Below are 18,199 nucleotides of genomic sequence, written 5' to 3' on the forward strand. Positions count from 1 at the left end.
CCCCGGTCACATGACGTCAAGAGGTGATGAACAAGTCGGTATCAGTAATGCGGGATACCGTAAGGCTAGTGAACGTATCGACGCAAATGGGCCTATTCACCCCGGGTATTTCAACGCTACCCTTGATCTTCATCTGGTACTTTAATGCTAGAAGCGAATTAACTATTTCATATCGATCAATGGCAGCCCTCTGCACAGTGGCTCTGCTCGGTCCGATAGCGAGTATGCCATGGCCCGTAACCGTTACCTGAAAGGATTTACGCTGTTGGAGCTTTTAGTGGCGCTGGCTCTCATGGGGATTCTGCTGGGCGTCGGATTTCCCAATTTCCTGCGCATGATCGAGATCAACCGTGTCGTGAGCGCCACCAATGAGTTCAAGACCGCCATGAATTACGCGCGAAGCGAGGCGGTTCGCCGCAATCAAAGCGTGACGCTTACGCCCTTGCCCGAAGGATGGAGTGCGGGTTGGCAGGTCGCGTCCGGAAGCCAAGCGCTACGCTACTGGCCGCAGTCCACCCGGGGGCTTGAGATTCAAGTTCTCGATGCGGCCAAAAAACCCATTTCGGGGGGGCTGGCGTTCAACAGCCTGGGGCGCTTGCAACGAAGCCGCCCCGAGACCGTCTGGATATCGATCTGGCTGGGTGAGCAAGCCGATGGAAAAGGCCGCTGTATCCGCCTTGAACCCAGCGGCCTTTCGCGCGTACAGGACACCCCCAGGGCGTGCACGACCTGATGCGAGGCTGAAGCCATATGAGACGGACACAGCAGGGTATTTCGCTCATCGAGTCGCTGGTGGCCATGCTGATCATGTCGGTGGGCCTTCTGGGCGTGGTGGCGCTGCAAACCAATGCACTGACTCAGCAGCGAAGCGCCTACCTGGAAACTCAAGCCACCAACATGGCTCAGGACATGATGGACCGGATTCGCGCCAACCCCGATGAGGCTAGCGCCTATAACCTGGACTTTGACGAAGACGTGGGCGAAGACTGCAGTGGCCCGGGGCTTGTGGCCAACGATACCGCCACGTGGATATGCGACCTCGAGGCGGTGCTGCCCGAAGGCGAGGGCAAGATCGAAGTGAATGGTCAGGTCAGCGTCGCGGTGCGCTTCAACAATCCTTTCTCGAGCGGCAAACGCACGATCGAGTTGGCCACGGAGCTGTGAAATGAATACCGCTCGTGGCGTCTTCCAAAAACAAACAGGCTTTACACTCATCGAGCTTCTGGTCGCCATGGTCATCGGGGTGCTGGTGATTCTGGGTGCCACCCAGCTGTTCATCGCCTCGCAGCAGAATTATCGCGTGACCACGGCACTGGCCAACATGCAGGATACCGGGCGCTTCGCGCTGGAGACACTGGCCCGCGAACTTCGTCAGGCAGACTTCAGAGGTGGCTGCGCGCCGGGCCAGATCAACGTGAGCATTCCAAGCCTTGCGCGCACGACGAACATCGCGCCCGCCCCTGGCCTGCAGGGGTTTACCTCTCCCCAGAACACGACGCTCTCGAGTACCTTTGAGCAGCCCCTCGCCAACGCTCAAGTGATCGCTTATCGCGCGGCGGGCACACCGATAAAAGGCCGTATTACGGGCGTATCCAACCAGACATTCAGCTTCGCGCCCGCTCATAACGCGGCTGGCCAAATGCTGCTGCTTCAAAGCGCGCAGCGCTGCGAGCTCTTTCTCAATGCGGCCAGCCAGCCCGACCAGCTACAAAAAAGTACCATGGGCTGGCCCACGGGCAGCGCGCAGGCGGCGCCCTTGCCCTATACCCAGAACCAGGCTGTCACACTGACAGCGCTGACCAGCGGCGTTTACTACCTGGGCCGCGATCCGACCAACGCCGATAGACCCTCGCTAATGCGTTTGGATACGAGTACCGCCACGCCGGTCAACGAAGTGCTCGCCAGCCACGTGGTCGCGCTGCGCGCCCGCTTTTTGAAAAACGATGCTTACGTCACCGTCAATGACGTGGACGCCAACGAGTGGCAGAACGTACGCGCGGTGCGCGTAAGCCTGATCGTGCAGAGCGAGCGCACCGACTTGCGCCAAACCCCGACGACTATCGAAACCGGTAACTTCCGTTCGAACCCGTTCACCGCCAACGATGGACGCCTGTATCAGGTATTTACGACCACCATCGACCTGAGGAATCGGTCGTGAAAAACGATGACTTCTATCCGGTGGCCCAGCGCGGCATGGCGCTGATACTCAGCCTGATCTTTCTCACGATCGTGACGCTGGTGAGCCTCTCGTCGATGCAGGGCGCCATGACTCAGGGAAGCATGGCTCTCAATCAGCAGGATTACAGCGTGGCGTTGCAGGCCGCCGAGGCCGCGCTGCAGGAGGCCGAGCGCGTACTGGAAAGAGGCAATAAGCCCCCAGCGACGTGGACGTCCTACACGGCAGATAGCGCAAGTGCCACCATCGAAGGGCAGTATCAAATGCCTCAGCAAACTGGCGAAGTGATCGGCTCACGCGTTACCAGCCAAGGGGTCGAAACACTCGAGGTCCTCTATCGTCTCGAAGCTCGAGGAAGTGGCCGCTTGACGGATACCAGCGTCAGGCTCGAAGCCTTTTACGTTCGCGTGGAGTAATCGATCATGTCCCAACATAGCGGTACTCGGCTTTTACTTACGCGCTGGCTGACACTGTTAATGTGTCTGGCTACGGCACCGGCATGGGGCGGTACGACCTACAACCCGCCGCCACCGACAGAGCCCACGCCGACCCAGCCGACGCCACAGGAACCCACCCAGCCCGCCCCTACACCGGCTACGCCGATCAGCGGCGGCGAAGGGACGGTAGACGAGAACTACGTGGTTCCCGCGGACAGAACCGGGCTCTCCAACGCGCCGCTCAACGTGGTCAGCCAGGTTCCGCCCAACATTCTGCTTATTCTGGATAACTCCGAAAGCGGTCAGGAAGGGCTCGATGGGCGCGTGGCGATTGGTAACGCCTTGGGCGATCGTGAAACGTTAGCCGCCTGTCAGACCAATACCTTTGATGCCTCCAGGTGTCCAGCAGGGGCTCGTTCACCGCTGAGCAAATCGAGCATCATGAAAAGTGTTGGGCGCGAGCTCATCAACCGTTATCGCGGGGAGATCAATCTAGGGCTGATGGCTTATCAGCAGAACCAGGCGTCCAGAGACCGTAACAGCTTTGCCAATAATACCGTTCTTTGGCGTTTGACCGAGCGAGCGCTAGATGTGCGCTACTCAACGGATGCGAGCCCCAGTTGGTACAACCCGAGTTTCGAGGGCGCCTGGAATGCGACTACCAAGCGTTATCGGACGCGGCTACCCAATAGCAGCATACATGCGTTTTTCAATGTCGGCCTACCCGGCTATTACGTCATCAACCGAACCAGCCTGCTGCCACCGGACGCAAGCGACGATCGCACCGAGTACTGGGCGAATACCGGCGTGAGCGCGAGCGGCGACCAGAGCATCAATCGTTACCTGCGTCTTCTCCAGGGCTCGAACGGTTTGTACTACTCGGACTATGATGGTGCCGCTCAAATTGCGCTGGTCGATAGCATGCGCCAGCGCGGCATTCCCAACTGGGGTCAAAACATTCTTTCCTTGCAGCTCAATCAGCTGGAGTGGCGCACCACCTCCTCCCCCGGGCTTGGCTATTTGCATGTTCCGATCGGCGGGCTCAATACGGACGGCTCGATTAATGATGCACACTGGAGCCGGATTCTCACAAAGCTACAGCCCCAACGCCACGACTGGAGCAGCCTTGGCAACCCGATGATCGACCCCGCTTGGCCTTTGCTGGCCACCGGTCTAACGCCTATCGAAGGCACCATGTACACCGTGCGGGACTACTTTCTCAACAACACCAGCAGTGGCACATCGTTTAGCAGCGCGCAGGGGCGCCAATCAGGTATTACGATTCCGAACATGAGCAACGCGACGGCTCGCCAGTGCCTGGTTAACGCCAACATCTGGCTCACCGACGGCCTGCCTTCGGTAGACCGTACCGGTCGCTCGCTTGGCAATAACGTAAGCCAGGCACTAACCGATGCCCAGAACGCCATTCGCCGCCTTTACAGCGATACCGCAAGCGCCTTGCCTAACCCGGTGCGCACCTACGTAGTGGGCTTCAACCTGCCGCCGGACATCAATAATCTGCCGGGCGTGCCCACCGACCCGTTGGGCGAGCTGGCTAAAGCCGGCGGCACCGAGCGCGCCTATTTTGCCAACGACGAGGCCTCGCTCAACCAGGTCATGCGTCAGGTGCTGGGTCGCATCATCAGCTCGTCGCAGTCGAGCACCGCCTCGGCGGTCAGTAGCGACACCTTCGACCTGCAAGGCAACAACCTGCTCTACAGCGCGGGCTACCGAAGCGGCGACTGGTCGGGGCGGCTGGTCGCCTCCGCTGTAAACGAGCGCGGTCAGCGCACCCCACGCTGGGATGCCGAAACGATGCTTGCGCAACAGGTCGGGAGCCGACGTCTGCTGACCTCGCACCAGCCTACAGGCCAGCGCAAGGCCGGCGCTTTACTCTCGACAAGCACCAGCGGCCTTACTCAAGCCGAAATCAATTGGTTACAAGGTTCCAACCAGCCCGGACTGCGTACCCGGCAGTCACCGCTGGGCGACATCATCAACGCAAGCCCCGTGCTGCTGCCCGGGCGCGAGTCGCGCCCGCCACTTCTACTGGTCGCCGCCAACGACGGCATGCTGCACGGCTTTAACGCCGATACCGGCCGCGAACTTTTCGCCTACCTGCCCGCCGAGCTTACCCAAGGCACTTCACCCCCACTTCGCGAGCTGACCCGCACGGGCTACAGCCACCGCTACTTCATGGACGGCACGCCAGCGGCACGAGAGATCACGCTGCCAAACGGCAATAGACGCGCCATTGCGGTCGGGACCATGGGTGCCGGCGGGCGTACGGTGTTTGCGCTGGATGTGAGCAACCCGACTAATATGGGCGCGCAAAACGTGCTGTGGGAGTTCCGCCGACCAGAGCTTGGCAGTCGCGTCAGCGAGCCCACCATCACCCAGCTAAGCGACGGCCGCTGGGTGGCCATTTTCGGCAACGGTTACAACAGCACAAGCTACAAGGCCGCGCTTTACGTAGTCGACCTGCAGACAGGCGCGCTCGTCGCCCGACTCGACACCGGCGAAGGCAGTCTGGATACCCCCAATGGACTGGCCACGCCCACGGTCACCGCATGGCCCACGTTCAACGGCGGCGCCCGCTTTGCCTACGCCGGGGATTTGAACGGCAATCTGTGGCGCTTCCCGCTTACCCAAAATGGCACGATCACCAAACTCTATACCGGCGCGCGTACCCAGCCGATCACATCAGCGCCGGCGGTCACCTTGAGCGGCGGGGCCGATAACCGGTTGATGGTCATCTTCGGCACCGGCAGCTACTTCAGAACCCAGGACGGCAACGATCAGAGCGTGCAGCAGCTGATCGGTATTCGTGATCAGGAGAGTCGCACGACGTCAGTCGCATCCGGACAGCTTTTGGTGCAAGAAATCAGTGCGACCGGCACTCAGAGCGGTATGACCGTGCGTGCCACGACCAATAAACCACTGACGACCCAGTTGGGCTGGCGCATGGTGCTGCCAGCGGGTGAGCGCGTCATTGCCTCGCCATCGTTCTCGAGCGGCTTGCCCCGTCGGGTGCGTTTTTCAACCATGCGGCCCGACACCACGAATCCGTGTAACGTGCGCCGCGTGGGCTATTTTCTCTCGCTTGTAGCCGAAACCGGCGGCAGCGGCGGCGGCACTATCTTCGATTTCAACAGGGATGGCGAAATCGATACCGGCCTCTTGCTCAACGGTGATGCGATCGTTGGGCTTCAGCTAGGCAGCGGCGAGCGCCTGGTGGGCATTAAAAACGGTGACGGGGAAGAGACGCTGTTCACCGGCAACCCGGATGCCGGCGACACCGGCGTGATTACCGTCGAACTCAATGAGGCGCCGCTTGGTCGGCGCTCCTGGCGGCAGGTCAACGATTGATGCATCCAGCGGGCTACACCGAGCGCACGGTCCACTGCACCAGCCGGGCGACTACCGGGCGCACGATCAGGATACACACGAACGCCACCGGCATGGCTATCTGGTAGGCCTGCCAGACCAGCGACATGAAGCCCTCGGCCATCCCCGCGTTTACGGCCGTGATCACGATGGTCATCAAAAACGCCATGATCGAGGACATGTAGAAGGCGAAGACCACGGGCGTGAACTTCGGGTGCAGCTTGCGCGCCGCCAGCAGGCGCTGCTCGGGGTAGCGTTTTGAGCTCATGAACAGGGTCTTCGTCTATTTAATGAGCCTGCTATCTTAACGACTCCCGAGCGTATTATGAAGGCGGCTCAAGCGAAGCGTGCCTTGGCGCCCTTTTCCCGAATGAGACGCCCGATCCGGTAGAGATCGTTCAGGTAGAAATCCAGCTGACCGAGCAGATGATTCACCGGCAGAAGCAAAAAAATAAGCCCCATCAGGATCGCCGGCTCGTTGAGCCAGACAAGCGCCGGCGCTTGCACCGGGTAGAGCAGCGTATAGATGCTCATGCCGCCCAAAAACTGCGCGATCAGGCTATTGATGATCACCAGCGTAATGAACAGCGCCCGCCAGTCGCGCCGGGGCAAATGAGCGCGGCCCAACGGCCCCATGCGGGCGCTTACGCGTGAGCCAAAGCGTAGATCGTCGTGGCGGCGTAGCAGCGCGCGTGCGGCGTTCTCATCGTTGCTTTCGATCGCCTCACGCGCCAGCGTTTTATCGAAGTGCTCGCCCAGGGTCGCATCAACAGCGTGATCGAAGGTTTCCGCGTGCGTGTCTTTCCCCTGCCCGCCTTGCCCTGCCGCCGCGCCCAGCCGCGCAAGCTTTGCGCGATTGGTGGAGGAGAGCTTTTGTGCGTTGTCGAAATTGATGGCGTAGTTCACCGCGTAAAGCTGATAGAGCGTGGCGGTGACGCCGACGAAGATCAAACCGTAAACGAGTGCGATGAGCATGGGCCGGCCTATTGACGAGGGTGAAAGGAGGGGGTGAAGCGTGCGTCCTTCATATTTAACAGATCTACCACCATGGTCAAATGCGGCATGAAAGCGCAGGCGAGCCAGGCTACCATAGCGCCACGCTCAGCGAAGGCCATAACAATCATACCGCCTGGCTGGTTATCCGGCTCACAAGGAACTCCCAATGCCCTCTCAAGACTCCGCTTCACTGCGTGACGACGTGGCGCGCTCACCGTCGCGCGCCAAAAAGTACCTGGCCGCGCTTGGCCCCGGCTTCCTGTTTGCCGGCGCGGCCATCGGCACCTCCCACGTGGTGCAATCCACTCGCGCCGGCGCCGAGTACGGCGTAGGGCTTTTAGGATTTATTCTGCTCGCGGTGCTGTTGAAGTATCCGTCGTTTTTCTTCGGCCCGTTTTATGTCAGCGTGACCGGCAAGTCGCTGGTCGAAGGCTACCGTCAGACCTTCGGCCGCTCGGTGGTGGGGCTCTTCGCGCTGGTGCAGATTCCGGTCACCGCGATCATCATCGCCGCCATTGCGATCACCACGGCGGGTCTGGCCGGCAGCATCGTGCCGCTGACGCTCAGCCCGCCCACGGTGGCGGTGATTCTGATCGCATTATGTGGCGTGCTCACCTTCGCCGGCGGCTACCGGCTGCTGGACTGGGTGAACAAGGTGTTCGTGGTGATTTTGAGCGTGACCACGGTGCTGGCGGCGATCGTTGCCCTGCCGCTGGTGGACTGGACCTTTTATCCGGCGACCGCGGCCTCGCCGCTCTGGAGCGTGGCCACCTTCGTGACGCTGGTCGCGGTACTGGGCCTGATGCCCTCGGACATTACGCTTGCCGTCATGAACTCGCTGTGGTCCGAGGCGCGCAACAAAACCCAGGGCAAGCGTAGCGACACTACCGCCGAGAAGATCGATTTCAACATCGGCTATATCGGCGCCGGCGTTTTGGCAGCGTGCTTCGTGATCATGGGCGCCGGCGTCATGCACAGCCAGGGCGTGAGCCCCGCCGACGGCGCGGTAGGCTTTGCAAGCCAGGTCATCAGCCTTTACACCAGCACACTCGGCGAGTGGAGCGGCGTGGTCGTGGGCATTTCCGCGTTTACTGTCATGCTCACCACCCTGCTGACCGTGCTCGACGGCTTCCCGCGCATGATCAGTGCTTCCTGGTACACCTTCACCCGCCCGGTGGGCGCGACCGAAGAGTCGCGCACGATCGAGGGCAGCCCGGCGTTTCTGATCTCGCTGATCGGGCTTTCACTGTTCGCCGCGGTCATTCTCTACACACTGATGGGCAACTTTCGCCTGTTCATGGACTTCGTGATGGTGGTGGCCTTTTTGTTGAGCCCGATTCTCGCCGCACTCAACCACTTCACCGCCAACGGCGCCACCGTGCCGGTATCACTTCGCCCCTCCAAACTGATTAATGCCTGGAGCTGGCTGGCGATCGCCACGCTGACGCTGTTGTCGGTGGGCTATATCGTCGTCCAGTTCATCATGTAAGCCTCAGGCAAGCGCATCACGCACGTTCATCGTGCAAATTCGGCGGGCGGTCACGCAAGTGGGCCGCCCGCCACCGTTTTGCGAATCCCTTCGAGCACGCCGTGGCCATCCTCGCGGCCAAGCTCCTCGTACCAGGCCTGGGTCTCGGCGGGGTTCTCGCCGTGAATCATCGCCGCCCGCTTGCGCGCGCGCGCCACGATCTCCCCAACCCGCTCGACGCGCGCGCCGTCGTAGCGTTCGAGCGCTGTCGCAAGCGCCGTCGTGGTATCAGGCGCTTCATCAAGCGCGGCGCTGACGGCCTCGCTCAGCACCCAGGCATCCTCCATCGCCTGACAGCCGCCCTGGCCAAGATCCGGCGCCATGCCGTGGGCGGCGTCGCCCATCAGTGCCACCCGCGTGTCGGTCAGCCGCTCGAGCGGCTCGATGTCGTGAATCTCGACCCGCGCCATGCGAGCGGGGTCGAACTGCTCGATCAGCGCCTGCACCGCCGGGCTCCAGCCCTTGAAATGCGTCTTGAGCTCGTCGCGATAGCGGCTTGGGTCACTTTGCGAGCCTGCCGCCATCGGCACGTCGAAAAAGCAGTAGAACTCTTGCTGCCCCTCGTCATTACCGCCGGTCCCCATGGGCATGAGCGACACACGCTTGCCCTCGCCCACGTACTGATCCCAGCTTTCGAGCGGCGCCAGCGCCTCGGTGGCCGCCACGCGCACGTTCCAGTTCACATAGCCCACGTACTGGCGCGCCACCCGCTGCCCGACGATTTTATCGCGAAGCCTTGAGTGCGTGCCGTCGGCCACGACCAGCAGATCAGCGCTGACACGCTCGCCGTCCTCCATCACGGCCGTCACACCCTCATCATCGCTTTCAACATCCACACAGTGGCGCCCGAGCCGAATATGCTCGGCGCCCACGGCGTCGAACAGGGTCTTTTGCAGCGCGGCGCGGGAAATCGGGCAGGCGCGCTGATTCACCGCCTCGTAAAGCGGGGTGAGCGAGAAATCACTTAACAGGTGACCCTCGTGGCTCAGGTAGCGCATGCGCGTCATCTCGCCGCTGATCTGTTCTATGGCGCTGCCCAGCCCCAGCCGATGCATCACTTTTACCCCGTTGGGCCATAGCGAAATCGCGGCCCCCACCGGGCGCATCTGTTCGACGCGCTCGAAGACCCGCACGCGGTGGCCCTGGCGTTTGAAGGCCAGCGCCGCGCTCAACCCGCCCATGCCCGCACCAATGACGACAATATCCAGCGCCATAACGCCTCCTGATCAAAATGAAATTGCGTTGTGAAACGACGTGGCGACGCTCGTATACAAAACGCGTTCCTTCGAGCCTACCGCATCCGCCGGGCAAAGCGTATAGCCACGCCCTGCCAGCCACACGTCACCGGGTTCGATGCCGTGGGCCCGAACGTTACGGGCAAGAATCGGGCCAGCCCGAAGCCGTTTGGCTTGCGGCGAAGGCGCGAAGCTCATCGAACAACCAGGCCGTGGCGGGCTCGCGCGCGTAGAGTTCGTGCTGGATCAGGGTGAGCGTCAGCGCGCCGAGTTCCGGCGGCGCCTCGACCAGGCGCACCGGCAGTAGCGCGATGAAGCGCTCGGCCATGTGCCGGGGCAGCGTCATGATCGCCCCGGTTAGCGCCACGACCCGGGCCGCGGCGATATAGTTGAGATTGCGCGAGATCACCCGCCGGCTCAATCCGTGCGCACGCAGGCAGCCGTCGATGGGCCCCAACCCGAGCCCGCTGATGTCGGCGAGTTCGACGTGGGCAAGTGCGGCAAAGTCGCCAAGCGTTAGCGATGCCCCCACCTGGACATTGTCTGCCGCGGCCAAACACACCCACTCCTCATCGAGCCACGGCGTACTCACCACTCCGGTAGGCAGCTCGACGCGGCTATCGAGCCCGACCACCATATCCACCTGGCGGCTTTTTAGACCCTCGTCGAGTGCGTCAGGCGTGATCAGCTCGATCGAGAAACTCAGCCCCGGCGCCTGGCCGAGCAGCCGGCTCAAAAATAGCGGGTACATCACCTCCTCGAAGTAGTCCGTGGTGGCCAGGGTAAAGTGGCGCGCGCTGGTCGCCGGGGCAAAGCTTGCGGGCGGGGCGAGCCCCTGCTCGAGCAGCGCCAGTGCCTGCACGACGGTCGGCAGCAGCGCCTCGGCCCGTGGCGTGGGCTGCATGCCCTGCTCGATGCGAACGAACAGCGGATCGTCGAGCCCTTCGCGCAGCCGCTTGAGCGCGTGACTGATGGCGGGCTGGGAAAGATGCAGCTTTAGCGCCGCCCGAGTGACGTGGCGCTCCTGCATGAGCGTCACGAAAACGCGCAGCAGGTTCAGATCGAAATGCCGAAACAACTTCATGGCGAATCACCATTCATATAGCGAATGATCCGATTCTAAACATTCATTTCATTCATTACTCAAAACCTTTTATCGTCTTCGCCTTCACTCCCTTTCGAGGAGGCGCCCGCGAGTGGCCCAGTCCCCTATCATGCCAAGCCTGTTCGGCGATGTTATCTCGACGTTCATGAACGTGGAAAAAGCCACTGACCCAAAAGCGAGTAATGCGGACGTCGTGATCAGCGGTGTGCCCTTCGATCTCGCCTGCTCGGGACGCGCCGGCACGCGCATGGGCCCCAACGCCATTCGCCAGGCCACGGCGAATTTGATCTGGGAAGGCAAGCGCTGGCCCTGGGACTTTGCCCTGGAAGAGCGCCTTTGCGTGGTTGACGCGGGCAACCTGGACTACGCCTACGGCGAGCCGGAAAGCCTGGTGGATAACCTGGAGAGCCACGCCGGGCGCTGGCTGGCCGCGGGCAAGAAAATGCTGACGCTCGGCGGCGATCACTACATCAGCCTGCCGCTACTGCGCGCGCACGCCCGTGAGCATGGCCCGCTGGCGCTGATCCACTTCGATGCCCACACCGACACCTACGAGCAGGGCACGCGCTTCGATCACGGCACCATCTTTCACCACGCGCTCAAGGAAGGCCTGGTGGTGCCGGAGCACTCGCTGCAGATCGGCATTCGGACAAGCTATGATCGCCACAATCATCCGTATGAAGTGCTGGACGCCGACTGGGTGAACGACCACGGTCCGAAAGCCGTGCTCGAGAAGATCCGCGCCCGCGTCGGCCACCACCCGGCCTACGTAAGCCTCGACATCGACGGCCTCGACCCGGCGTTTGCCCCGGGCACCGGGACGCCGGTGTGCGGCGGCATGTCGACCGACCTGTTATTGAAGGTCATTCGCGGGCTGGTCGGCATGGAGCTTGTCGGCATGGATGTGGTCGAGGTGAACCCGGCGTATGATCACGGCGACATCACCTCGCTTGCCGCCGCGACCCTGGGGCTTGAATTTCTGTACGTGCTGGCGGCGGGCAAAGCCCACGCCTGACCAACGCCTTCGCGAGCGACGCCGTGACGCCCTGCGTTACGGCGTTTGCGTTTCCAGTGCCTGGCACAGATCCCCCAGAAAGTCCGCCACGCCCTTGGGCAGCACGCGCCCGGCAAGCGTTTGCACCTCCAGCGTGCGTCCGCTCATTTCCCGATCACGAATCGGCAGCGACACCAGCTCGGCGGACTCACCCAGATGCCGGATCGACACGTCACCGATCAGCGTGATGCCGCCCTGGCACATCGCAAAGTGCACCAGCGTCGTGACGAAGTTGCTGGTCATCACCGGCTCGATCAGAAGTCCCTGACGGCTGCAGCTGACGTTGAAGAGCTGGCGGATGGTGGTGTTCTCGGTGGGCAGCGCCAGATCGAAACTTCCCAGCTGCGCAAGCGACACCTGCTTTTTGTCGGCGAGCGGATGCGAGCGGTGCATGACCGCGTGAATCGGCGCCATGACGCGCTTTTCCACCTTGATGTTCTTCTCCGGCGACGGTGAGATGGTCAGTCCGATATCCACCAGCCCCTCGCACACCCGCTGAATCACGTCCGTCGAGGACGTCACCGTGACGTCGAAATGAATGCCGTGGTGTTTTTCGCGGTAGAGGCTGATCACGTGAGGCAGAAGATAGCTCGCCAGCCCCTCGATGCTGGCAATGCGCACCGTTCCCCGCTGAATACCCTCGAGCCCGGTGATCTCCTCGATCACCCGGGCGGCGTCCAGACGCGCCTTGCGCGCGTGAGCGGCCAAAAGCTCGCCGGAGGGGCTCAGGCGCATGCCGGCGGGGTGGCGCTCGAAGAGCTGGCTGCCAAGCTCCGACTCCAATCGTGCGATCTGACGGCTGACCGCCGAGGGCGCCACGTGCAGTGTCTGGGAGGCCTTGTTGATCGACCCGTGGCGCACGATTTCCAGAAAATAGCGCAGCGCGGGGTCGATCAGAAGCCGCTCGTTCATTGAAAACCTCCAGGTCGGGACGGGTTCGGGTATTGCTTAAAAGGCAATACCGCTTTCGAAAAATACCGCTAACGTGATGGGCTTTGCCAGCACTAGTATCGAGAAAGAAGCACCGCCCGAGGCAAATCGACAAGGCGCCCCACCAATAACAAGCGCCGATCTGCCCACCATCAACGTGGTAATCGCCAGCCGCCAACAATACCAATGGAGATTGCGATGAATCCGACGTTCCCTGCCCGTTTCCCCAAAAAAACGCTGCTGACCGCTTTGGGCTTGGCCAGTGCCTTATCCTTCAGCGCACAAACCAGCGCCGACACCACCGTCAACGCCGTGATGCACTCGGCGCTGCGCGCACTCGACCCGGTATCGAGCAGTGCCACCATCGCTCGCAACCACGGCTATATGATCTACGATACGCTGATTGGGCTGAATGCGGATCTGACGCCGCAGCCGCAGATGGCGGACTGGGAGGTCTCCGAGGATGGCCTCACCTACACCTTCACCCTGCGCGAGGGGCTGACCTGGCACGACGGAAGCCCCGTGACCGCGGCGGACTGCATCGCCTCGCTCGAGCGCTGGTCGAGCTTCGACCCGGGCGGCACACTGATCTTCGATCATCTCGAGAGCCTGACGGCGCTGGACGAACACCGCTTCGAGCTCAAACTGACCACCGAGCTTGGCGATGTCATCGGCCTTTTGGCCAAGCCCTCGGCGGTGGCCGCGTTCATGATGCCCGAGGCGGTCGCCTCGATCGAGCCGGGCCAGCCGCTGCCCAACCAGATTGGCTCCGGACCGTTTCGCTTCGTGAGCGACGCCTTCCAGCCCGGCGTGAAGGCGGTCTACGAACGCTTTGACGAGTACGTGCCGCGCGACGAGGCGCCTTCCGGCACCGCGGGCAGCAAGGAAGTGTTCGTCGACCGGGTGGAGTGGATCCACATGCCGGACGTGCAGACCATGGTCAACGCCATCAACAGCGGCGATATCGACTACATCGAACGCACGCCCTTCGATCTGCTGCCGCTTCTGGAGAGCAACCCCGAGATTCACGCCGAGGTGCTCGACCCGCTCGGCATGCTGACACTCGCCCGCATGAACTTCCTCCACCCTCCCTTCAACGACGAGCGCATCCGCCGCGCTGCGCTGCTCGCCATCGGCCAGGACGACGTGATGGCAGCTCTCGTCGGCGACCCGCGCTTCTATGAAACCTGCGCGTCGGTCTACGGCTGCAACACCGCGCTCTCGAGTGAGGCCGGCGGCGAGTCACTGACCAGCGGCGGCAATCTGGACGAGGCGCGCGCGCTGCTCGAGGAGGCGGGTTACAACGACACCCCCATCGTGCTGCTTCAGCCGTCGGATGTGGCCACGCTGACGCCACAGCCGCTGGTGGTCGCCCAGGCGCTTCGAGCCGCCGGCTTCAACGTCGAGCTTCGCCAGATGGACTGGCAGACCCTGGTCAGCCAGCGCGCCAGCCGCGAGGCCTCGAGCGACGGCGGCTGGGACATGATCTTCACCAACTTCGGCGTGGACAGCCTCTGGTCGCCGAGCATCAACCCACTGTTGATCAGCACCGGCGAAGAGGATAGCTGGTTCGGCTGGCCCACGGACCCGGACATGGAAGCGCTGCTCGACGAGTTTGCTCTCGCGACCGAAGGCGACGAGCGTCAAGCACTTGCCGAGGATATTCAGCGCCAAGCCATGGAGCAGGTCACTTTCGTGCCCCTGGGCCAGTTCCAGAACGTGATCTCCTGGCGTGACGAGTTAAGCGATGTCGTCGCCGGCCCCATCCCGGTGTTCTGGGGCATGCACAAGGCCGAATGACCCGCCGCCCCCGCCTGCGGGCGGGGGATTCTGCCTGCCCATGTGAGGAGTTTCCCATGCTCAGTTACTTCATTCGCCGACTGCTGGCGGCCATACCGGTAATGCTGGTAGTCGCGCTCAGCGTCTTTCTTCTACTGCGCCTGGCCCCGGGCGACCCGGCGGTGATCATCGCCGGCGACATGGCAAGCCCCGCCCAGGTGGAGAGCATTCGCGTAGCACTCGGGCTCGACCAGCCCATCTACACCCAGTTCGTCATCTGGATGGGCAACATGCTCCAGGGTGATTTCGGCACCTCGCTGATCTCCCAGACCTCGGTGCTGTCGATGATCACCCAGCGCCTTGCGCCCACCGTTAGCCTCGCGGTGGCGGCCATCGTCTTCACCGTGCTGATCTCGGTGCCCCTGGGTGTCATCGCCGCTTGGCGTCAGGGAAGCTGGATCGACAACCTCGTCATGTCGATTTCCGTGGTCGGCTTCTCCGTGCCCGTCTTCGTGATTGGTTACATCGTCATTCAGGTGTTCGCGATCAACCTGGGGTGGCTGCCGGTACAGGGCTATCGCAGCCTGGAACACGGCTTTACTGAATTCGCCAGCCGCCTGGTGCTGCCAGCGCTGACGCTGTCGTCGGTCTATATCGCGCTGATCGCGCGCATGACCCGCGCCAGCATGCTCGAAGTGCTCAAGGAGGATTACATCCGCACCGCCCGCGCCAAGGGCCTGGGCGAGCGGCTGGTGCTGTTTCGCCACGCGCTGAGAAACGCCGGCGTGCCGATTCTCACCGTTATCGGTACCGGTTTCGCGCTGATGGTCTCCGGAGTGGTGGTAACCGAAAGCGTGTTCAACATCCCCGGGCTCGGGCGGTTGATCATCGATGCCGTGCTGGCACGGGACTACCCCGTGATCCAGGCGATCATCCTGCTGACCGCCGGGCTTTACGTGCTGATCAATCTGTTGATCGATCTCTCCTACGCCGTGACCGACCCGAGGATCCGCTACTGATGACCACCTATACCTATCCCCGGAGGTTCGACATGCGCCCATCACTGCACGCCGTGACCTCTCGACTGCTGCACCTGCGCCCGCGCACCACCACGTGGATCGCCGCCATCATTTTGATCGTCATTACGCTGATGGCGCTGCTGGCCCCGCTGATCGCGCCTTTTGATCCGACTGCGATCAATCCCGCCAACCGGCTACAGGAGGCCAATGCCACCTACTGGCTGGGTACCGATGCCTACGGCCGCGATCTTTTTTCACGCGTGGTGTACGGCGCCCGCGTCTCGCTCACCGTCGGTGTCGGTGTGGCGGCGCTCACACTTCTGATCGGTCTGCCGCTGGGCCTCATTGCCGGCTACTTTCGCGCCATCGACGCGGTGTTGATGCGCTTCATGGACGGGCTGATGGCGATTCCCGGCATTCTGGCGGCCATTGCCATCGTCTCGCTCACCTCGGCGAATCTCTGGATGCTGATGATCGCGATCACGGTACCGGAGATCCCGCAGATCGTACGTCTGGTGCGCTCCAACGTGCTCGCCACGCGGGAAGAGGCCTTCGTGGAAGCCGCGACGCTCATGGGCACACCCACTCGCACGATTCTCTGGCGCCACCTGATGCCCAACACCTTCGCCCCGCTCATCGTGCAGTGCACTTACGTGTGCGCCGCGGCGATTCTGACCGAGGCCACGCTGTCGTTTCTGGGCGTGGGGCTAAGCTCTGAAATCCCCACCTGGGGCAACATCATGTCCGACGGGCGCATCTACTTTCAGCTCAAGCCGTCGCTGATCTTCTGGGCGGGCTTTCTGCTGTCGCTGTGCATTCTGTCGATCAACCTGCTGGGCGACGCGGCGCGCGACTCGCTGGACCCCACCATGAAGCGCAAGGAGAGTTGAGATGCCAATTGAGCCTCCCGTACTGAGCGTCGATCAGCTGATAGTCGATACCACCGACAAGACGCCCAAGCGCATTCTCAAGAGCGTCTCCTTCGACATTCACGCCGGCGAAACCCTGTGTCTGGTGGGCGAGTCCGGCTCCGGTAAATCGGTATCATCGCTGACCGCCATGGGGCTATTACCCAAGCGAAGCCTCATCGCCACCGGCGGGCGCATCACTCTGGACGGCGAATCGCTTTTAGAAGCCACGCCCAAGCGCCTGAGCCAGCTTCGCGGCAGCCGCATGGCGATGATCTTCCAGGAGCCGATGACCGCGCTCAACCCGGTGCTAAGCGTCGGCAAGCAGCTCGACGAGGTGCTGGCCTGTCACACCTCGCTATCCGGTGCCGAGCGCTTCGCCCAGGTGCTGGACGCGTTGGCCCAGGTACACCTGCCGGATATCGAGCGCATATATCACAGCTTTCCCCACCAGCTCTCCGGCGGGCAGCGCCAGCGCATCATGATCGCCATGGCGCTGCTCTTGAAGCCCAGACTCTTGATCGCCGACGAACCCACCACGGCGCTAGACGTCACCACCCAGCACCAGATACTCAAATTGATTCGCGAACTGCAAGAGCGCCACGGCACCGCGGTGCTGTTCATCACCCATGACATGGGCGTGGTGGTGGATATCGCCGACCGTGTCTGCGTCATGAAGACCGGCGAGATCGTGGAAACCGGCCCGGTGCGTGACGTTCTCGGCCGCCCGCAGCACGCCTACACCCGGCGCCTGCTGGAAGCGGTGCCCAGCCTGACCCCGCGCCCCGCCCGTCCCATCAAGAGCGAACGCCGCGTGCTCGGGGTTACCGAGCTGCACAAGGAATTTGCGCCCAAACGCGGCCTGTTGGGCTTTTTGAAACCGCGCCGCGCGGCCACCCACGCGGTCAATGACGTCAGCTTCGAGCTCCAGGCCGGGCGTACGCTGGGCATCGTCGGCGAGTCGGGCTCCGGCAAGTCGACGCTGGCGCGCTGCGTGATGCGCCTGATCACCCCGACCGGCGGCACCGTGCGCGTCAACGGCCAGGACATCGCCGCTCTTCGCTCGCGAAGCCTCAAGCCGCATCGCGGGCGCATTCAGATGGTGTTTCAGGACCCCTACCGCTCGCTGAACCCGCGTCTGACCATCGGCCAGAGCCTGACCGAAGGCCCAACCAACTACGGCAAGCCGTACCGGGAGGCCCTGGCCCGGGCGCGCGAACTGCTAGAACTCGTGGGTCTGCCGGCGGATGCCATCGAGCGCTACCCGCACCAGTTTTCCGGCGGCCAGCGTCAGCGGATCGCCATCGCCCGGGCGCTGGCGATGGAGCCGGACGTCATCGTGGCGGATGAAGCCGTCTCGGCGCTGGATGTCTCGGTGCAGGCCCAGGTACTAGCGCTTTTGGACGACATTCAGGAACGTCTCGGCGTGGCGGTGTTGTTCATTACCCACGACCTGCGCGTCGCCGCTCAGATCTGTGATGACGTCCTGGTGATGCAGCGTGGCCAGGTAGTCGAATACGGCCCCGCCGAGCAGGTGCTGGGCAACCCGCGCGCCGACTACACCCGCCAGCTGATCGAGGTCGCGCCCGGGCGAAGCTGGGATTTCACCGCCTTTGCCCCGGTCGCGTGACACGGGCCGCCCGGC

The 18,199-nt window shown here is 62.6% G+C and carries 16 protein-coding genes; 11 read left to right on the plus strand and 5 right to left on the minus strand.

The window, feature by feature from the left end; genetic code table 11:
- Window positions 1–229: 229 nt before the first annotated feature.
- Genes OCT39_RS15655 through OCT39_RS15675 form a run of 5 tightly spaced genes read left to right on the plus strand, consistent with a single transcriptional unit; the run spans window position 230 to window position 5,982 of the window.
- Entirely contained in the window at window positions 230–733 is a 504-nt protein-coding gene (locus OCT39_RS15655; RefSeq protein WP_263585365.1) for a GspH/FimT family pseudopilin, read from the plus strand.
- Between the two features lie 17 nt (window positions 734–750).
- Complete coding sequence (pilV, locus tag OCT39_RS15660; RefSeq protein ID WP_263585366.1) at window positions 751–1,164, plus strand: type IV pilus modification protein PilV; 414 nt, start codon at window positions 751–753, stop codon at window positions 1,162–1,164.
- Between the two features lies 1 nt (window position 1,165).
- A complete protein-coding gene (locus OCT39_RS15665; RefSeq protein ID WP_263585367.1) occupies window positions 1,166–2,158 on the plus strand; it encodes a PilW family protein in 993 nt (330 codons plus the stop codon).
- Entirely contained in the window at window positions 2,155–2,592 is a 438-nt protein-coding gene (locus tag OCT39_RS15670) for a pilus assembly PilX N-terminal domain-containing protein (RefSeq protein ID WP_263585368.1), read from the plus strand. Before OCT39_RS15665 ends, OCT39_RS15670 begins: the two co-directional genes overlap by 4 nt.
- Before the next feature lie 6 nt (window positions 2,593–2,598).
- Window positions 2,599–5,982: a pilus assembly protein gene (locus OCT39_RS15675; RefSeq protein WP_263585369.1), complete on the plus strand. Its 3,384-nt coding sequence runs from the start codon at window positions 2,599–2,601 to the stop codon at window positions 5,980–5,982.
- Window positions 5,983–5,995: 13 nt separating this feature from the next.
- On the opposite strand, the gene OCT39_RS15680 is transcribed toward OCT39_RS15675, so the two are convergent.
- Together OCT39_RS15680 and OCT39_RS15685 are read right to left on the minus strand one after the other, a co-directional pair.
- A complete protein-coding gene (locus OCT39_RS15680) occupies window positions 5,996–6,268 on the minus strand; it encodes a DUF2798 domain-containing protein (protein ID WP_263585370.1) in 273 nt (90 codons plus the stop codon).
- Between the two features lie 68 nt (window positions 6,269–6,336).
- Window positions 6,337–6,975, minus strand: a complete 639-nt coding sequence (locus tag OCT39_RS15685; protein ID WP_263585371.1) for a hypothetical protein — start codon at window positions 6,973–6,975, stop codon at window positions 6,337–6,339.
- Window positions 6,976–7,162: 187 nt separating this feature from the next.
- On the opposite strand from OCT39_RS15685, the gene OCT39_RS15690 reads away from it, so the two are divergent.
- A complete protein-coding gene (locus OCT39_RS15690; protein ID WP_263585372.1) occupies window positions 7,163–8,485 on the plus strand; it encodes an NRAMP family divalent metal transporter in 1,323 nt (440 codons plus the stop codon).
- A 50-nt stretch (window positions 8,486–8,535) separates the two neighbouring features.
- Here the strand turns inward: OCT39_RS15690 and hpxO are convergent, their stop codons facing one another.
- On the minus strand, window positions 8,536–9,738 hold the full coding sequence (gene hpxO, locus OCT39_RS15695) for an FAD-dependent urate hydroxylase HpxO (RefSeq protein WP_263585373.1): 1,203 nt from the start codon (window positions 9,736–9,738) through the stop codon (window positions 8,536–8,538).
- A gap of 157 nt (window positions 9,739–9,895) precedes the next feature.
- On the minus strand, window positions 9,896–10,843 hold the full coding sequence (locus tag OCT39_RS15700; RefSeq protein ID WP_263585374.1) for a LysR family transcriptional regulator: 948 nt from the start codon (window positions 10,841–10,843) through the stop codon (window positions 9,896–9,898).
- 130 nt (window positions 10,844–10,973) lie between these two features.
- Here OCT39_RS15700 and speB point away from each other — a divergent pair, with 130 nt between their 5' ends.
- Complete coding sequence (gene speB, locus OCT39_RS15705) at window positions 10,974–11,879, plus strand: agmatinase (protein WP_263587358.1); 906 nt, start codon at window positions 10,974–10,976, stop codon at window positions 11,877–11,879.
- Between the two features lie 36 nt (window positions 11,880–11,915).
- Here the strand turns inward: speB and OCT39_RS15710 are convergent, their stop codons facing one another.
- Window positions 11,916–12,830 carry a LysR family transcriptional regulator gene (locus OCT39_RS15710; RefSeq protein WP_263585375.1) on the minus strand — a complete coding sequence of 305 codons (915 nt, stop codon included), beginning with the start codon at window positions 12,828–12,830 and terminating at the stop codon, window positions 11,916–11,918.
- A gap of 216 nt (window positions 12,831–13,046) precedes the next feature.
- On the opposite strand from OCT39_RS15710, the gene OCT39_RS15715 reads away from it, so the two are divergent.
- Genes OCT39_RS15715 through OCT39_RS15730 form a run of 4 tightly spaced genes read left to right on the plus strand, consistent with a single transcriptional unit; the run spans window position 13,047 to window position 18,184 of the window.
- Window positions 13,047–14,648 carry an ABC transporter substrate-binding protein gene (locus tag OCT39_RS15715; protein ID WP_263585376.1) on the plus strand — a complete coding sequence of 534 codons (1,602 nt, stop codon included), beginning with the start codon at window positions 13,047–13,049 and terminating at the stop codon, window positions 14,646–14,648.
- A 56-nt stretch (window positions 14,649–14,704) separates the two neighbouring features.
- Window positions 14,705–15,646 carry an ABC transporter permease gene (locus OCT39_RS15720; protein ID WP_263585377.1) on the plus strand — a complete coding sequence of 314 codons (942 nt, stop codon included), beginning with the start codon at window positions 14,705–14,707 and terminating at the stop codon, window positions 15,644–15,646.
- A gap of 32 nt (window positions 15,647–15,678) precedes the next feature.
- Window positions 15,679–16,536 (plus strand): ABC transporter permease, encoded by an 858-nt coding sequence (locus tag OCT39_RS15725; protein ID WP_263585378.1) that lies wholly within the window; start codon window positions 15,679–15,681, stop codon window positions 16,534–16,536.
- Between the two features lies 1 nt (window position 16,537).
- Window positions 16,538–18,184 carry an ABC transporter ATP-binding protein gene (locus tag OCT39_RS15730; protein ID WP_263585379.1) on the plus strand — a complete coding sequence of 549 codons (1,647 nt, stop codon included), beginning with the start codon at window positions 16,538–16,540 and terminating at the stop codon, window positions 18,182–18,184.
- The last annotated feature ends 15 nt before the right edge of the window (window positions 18,185–18,199 follow it).

It is taken from the genome of Halomonas sp. GD1P12, assembly GCF_025725645.1.
In the GTDB taxonomy this organism is placed as follows: domain Bacteria; phylum Pseudomonadota; class Gammaproteobacteria; order Pseudomonadales; family Halomonadaceae; genus Vreelandella.

What these genes read in the sequence shown, in the direction of transcription:
- OCT39_RS15655 (WP_263585365.1), top strand. Translation starts at nt 230, where the DNA reads ATGGCCCGTAACCGTTACCTGAAAGGATTTACGCTGTTGGAGCTTTTA.
- pilV (WP_263585366.1), top strand. Translation starts at nt 751, where the DNA reads ATGAGACGGACACAGCAGGGTATTTCGCTCATCGAGTCGCTGGTGGCC.
- OCT39_RS15665 (WP_263585367.1), top strand. Translation starts at nt 1,166, where the DNA reads ATGAATACCGCTCGTGGCGTCTTCCAAAAACAAACAGGCTTTACACTC.
- OCT39_RS15675 (WP_263585369.1), top strand. Translation starts at nt 2,599, where the DNA reads ATGTCCCAACATAGCGGTACTCGGCTTTTACTTACGCGCTGGCTGACA.
- OCT39_RS15680 (WP_263585370.1), bottom strand. Translation starts at nt 6,268, where the DNA reads ATGAGCTCAAAACGCTACCCCGAGCAGCGCCTGCTGGCGGCGCGCAAG.
- OCT39_RS15685 (WP_263585371.1), bottom strand. Translation starts at nt 6,975, where the DNA reads ATGCTCATCGCACTCGTTTACGGTTTGATCTTCGTCGGCGTCACCGCC.
- OCT39_RS15690 (WP_263585372.1), top strand. Translation starts at nt 7,163, where the DNA reads ATGCCCTCTCAAGACTCCGCTTCACTGCGTGACGACGTGGCGCGCTCA.
- hpxO (WP_263585373.1), bottom strand. Translation starts at nt 9,738, where the DNA reads ATGGCGCTGGATATTGTCGTCATTGGTGCGGGCATGGGCGGGTTGAGC.
- OCT39_RS15700 (WP_263585374.1), bottom strand. Translation starts at nt 10,843, where the DNA reads ATGAAGTTGTTTCGGCATTTCGATCTGAACCTGCTGCGCGTTTTCGTG.
- speB (WP_263587358.1), top strand. Translation starts at nt 10,974, where the DNA reads ATGCCAAGCCTGTTCGGCGATGTTATCTCGACGTTCATGAACGTGGAA.
- OCT39_RS15710 (WP_263585375.1), bottom strand. Translation starts at nt 12,830, where the DNA reads ATGAACGAGCGGCTTCTGATCGACCCCGCGCTGCGCTATTTTCTGGAA.
- OCT39_RS15715 (WP_263585376.1), top strand. Translation starts at nt 13,047, where the DNA reads ATGAATCCGACGTTCCCTGCCCGTTTCCCCAAAAAAACGCTGCTGACC.
- OCT39_RS15720 (WP_263585377.1), top strand. Translation starts at nt 14,705, where the DNA reads ATGCTCAGTTACTTCATTCGCCGACTGCTGGCGGCCATACCGGTAATG.
- OCT39_RS15725 (WP_263585378.1), top strand. Translation starts at nt 15,679, where the DNA reads ATGCGCCCATCACTGCACGCCGTGACCTCTCGACTGCTGCACCTGCGC.
- OCT39_RS15730 (WP_263585379.1), top strand. Translation starts at nt 16,538, where the DNA reads ATGCCAATTGAGCCTCCCGTACTGAGCGTCGATCAGCTGATAGTCGAT.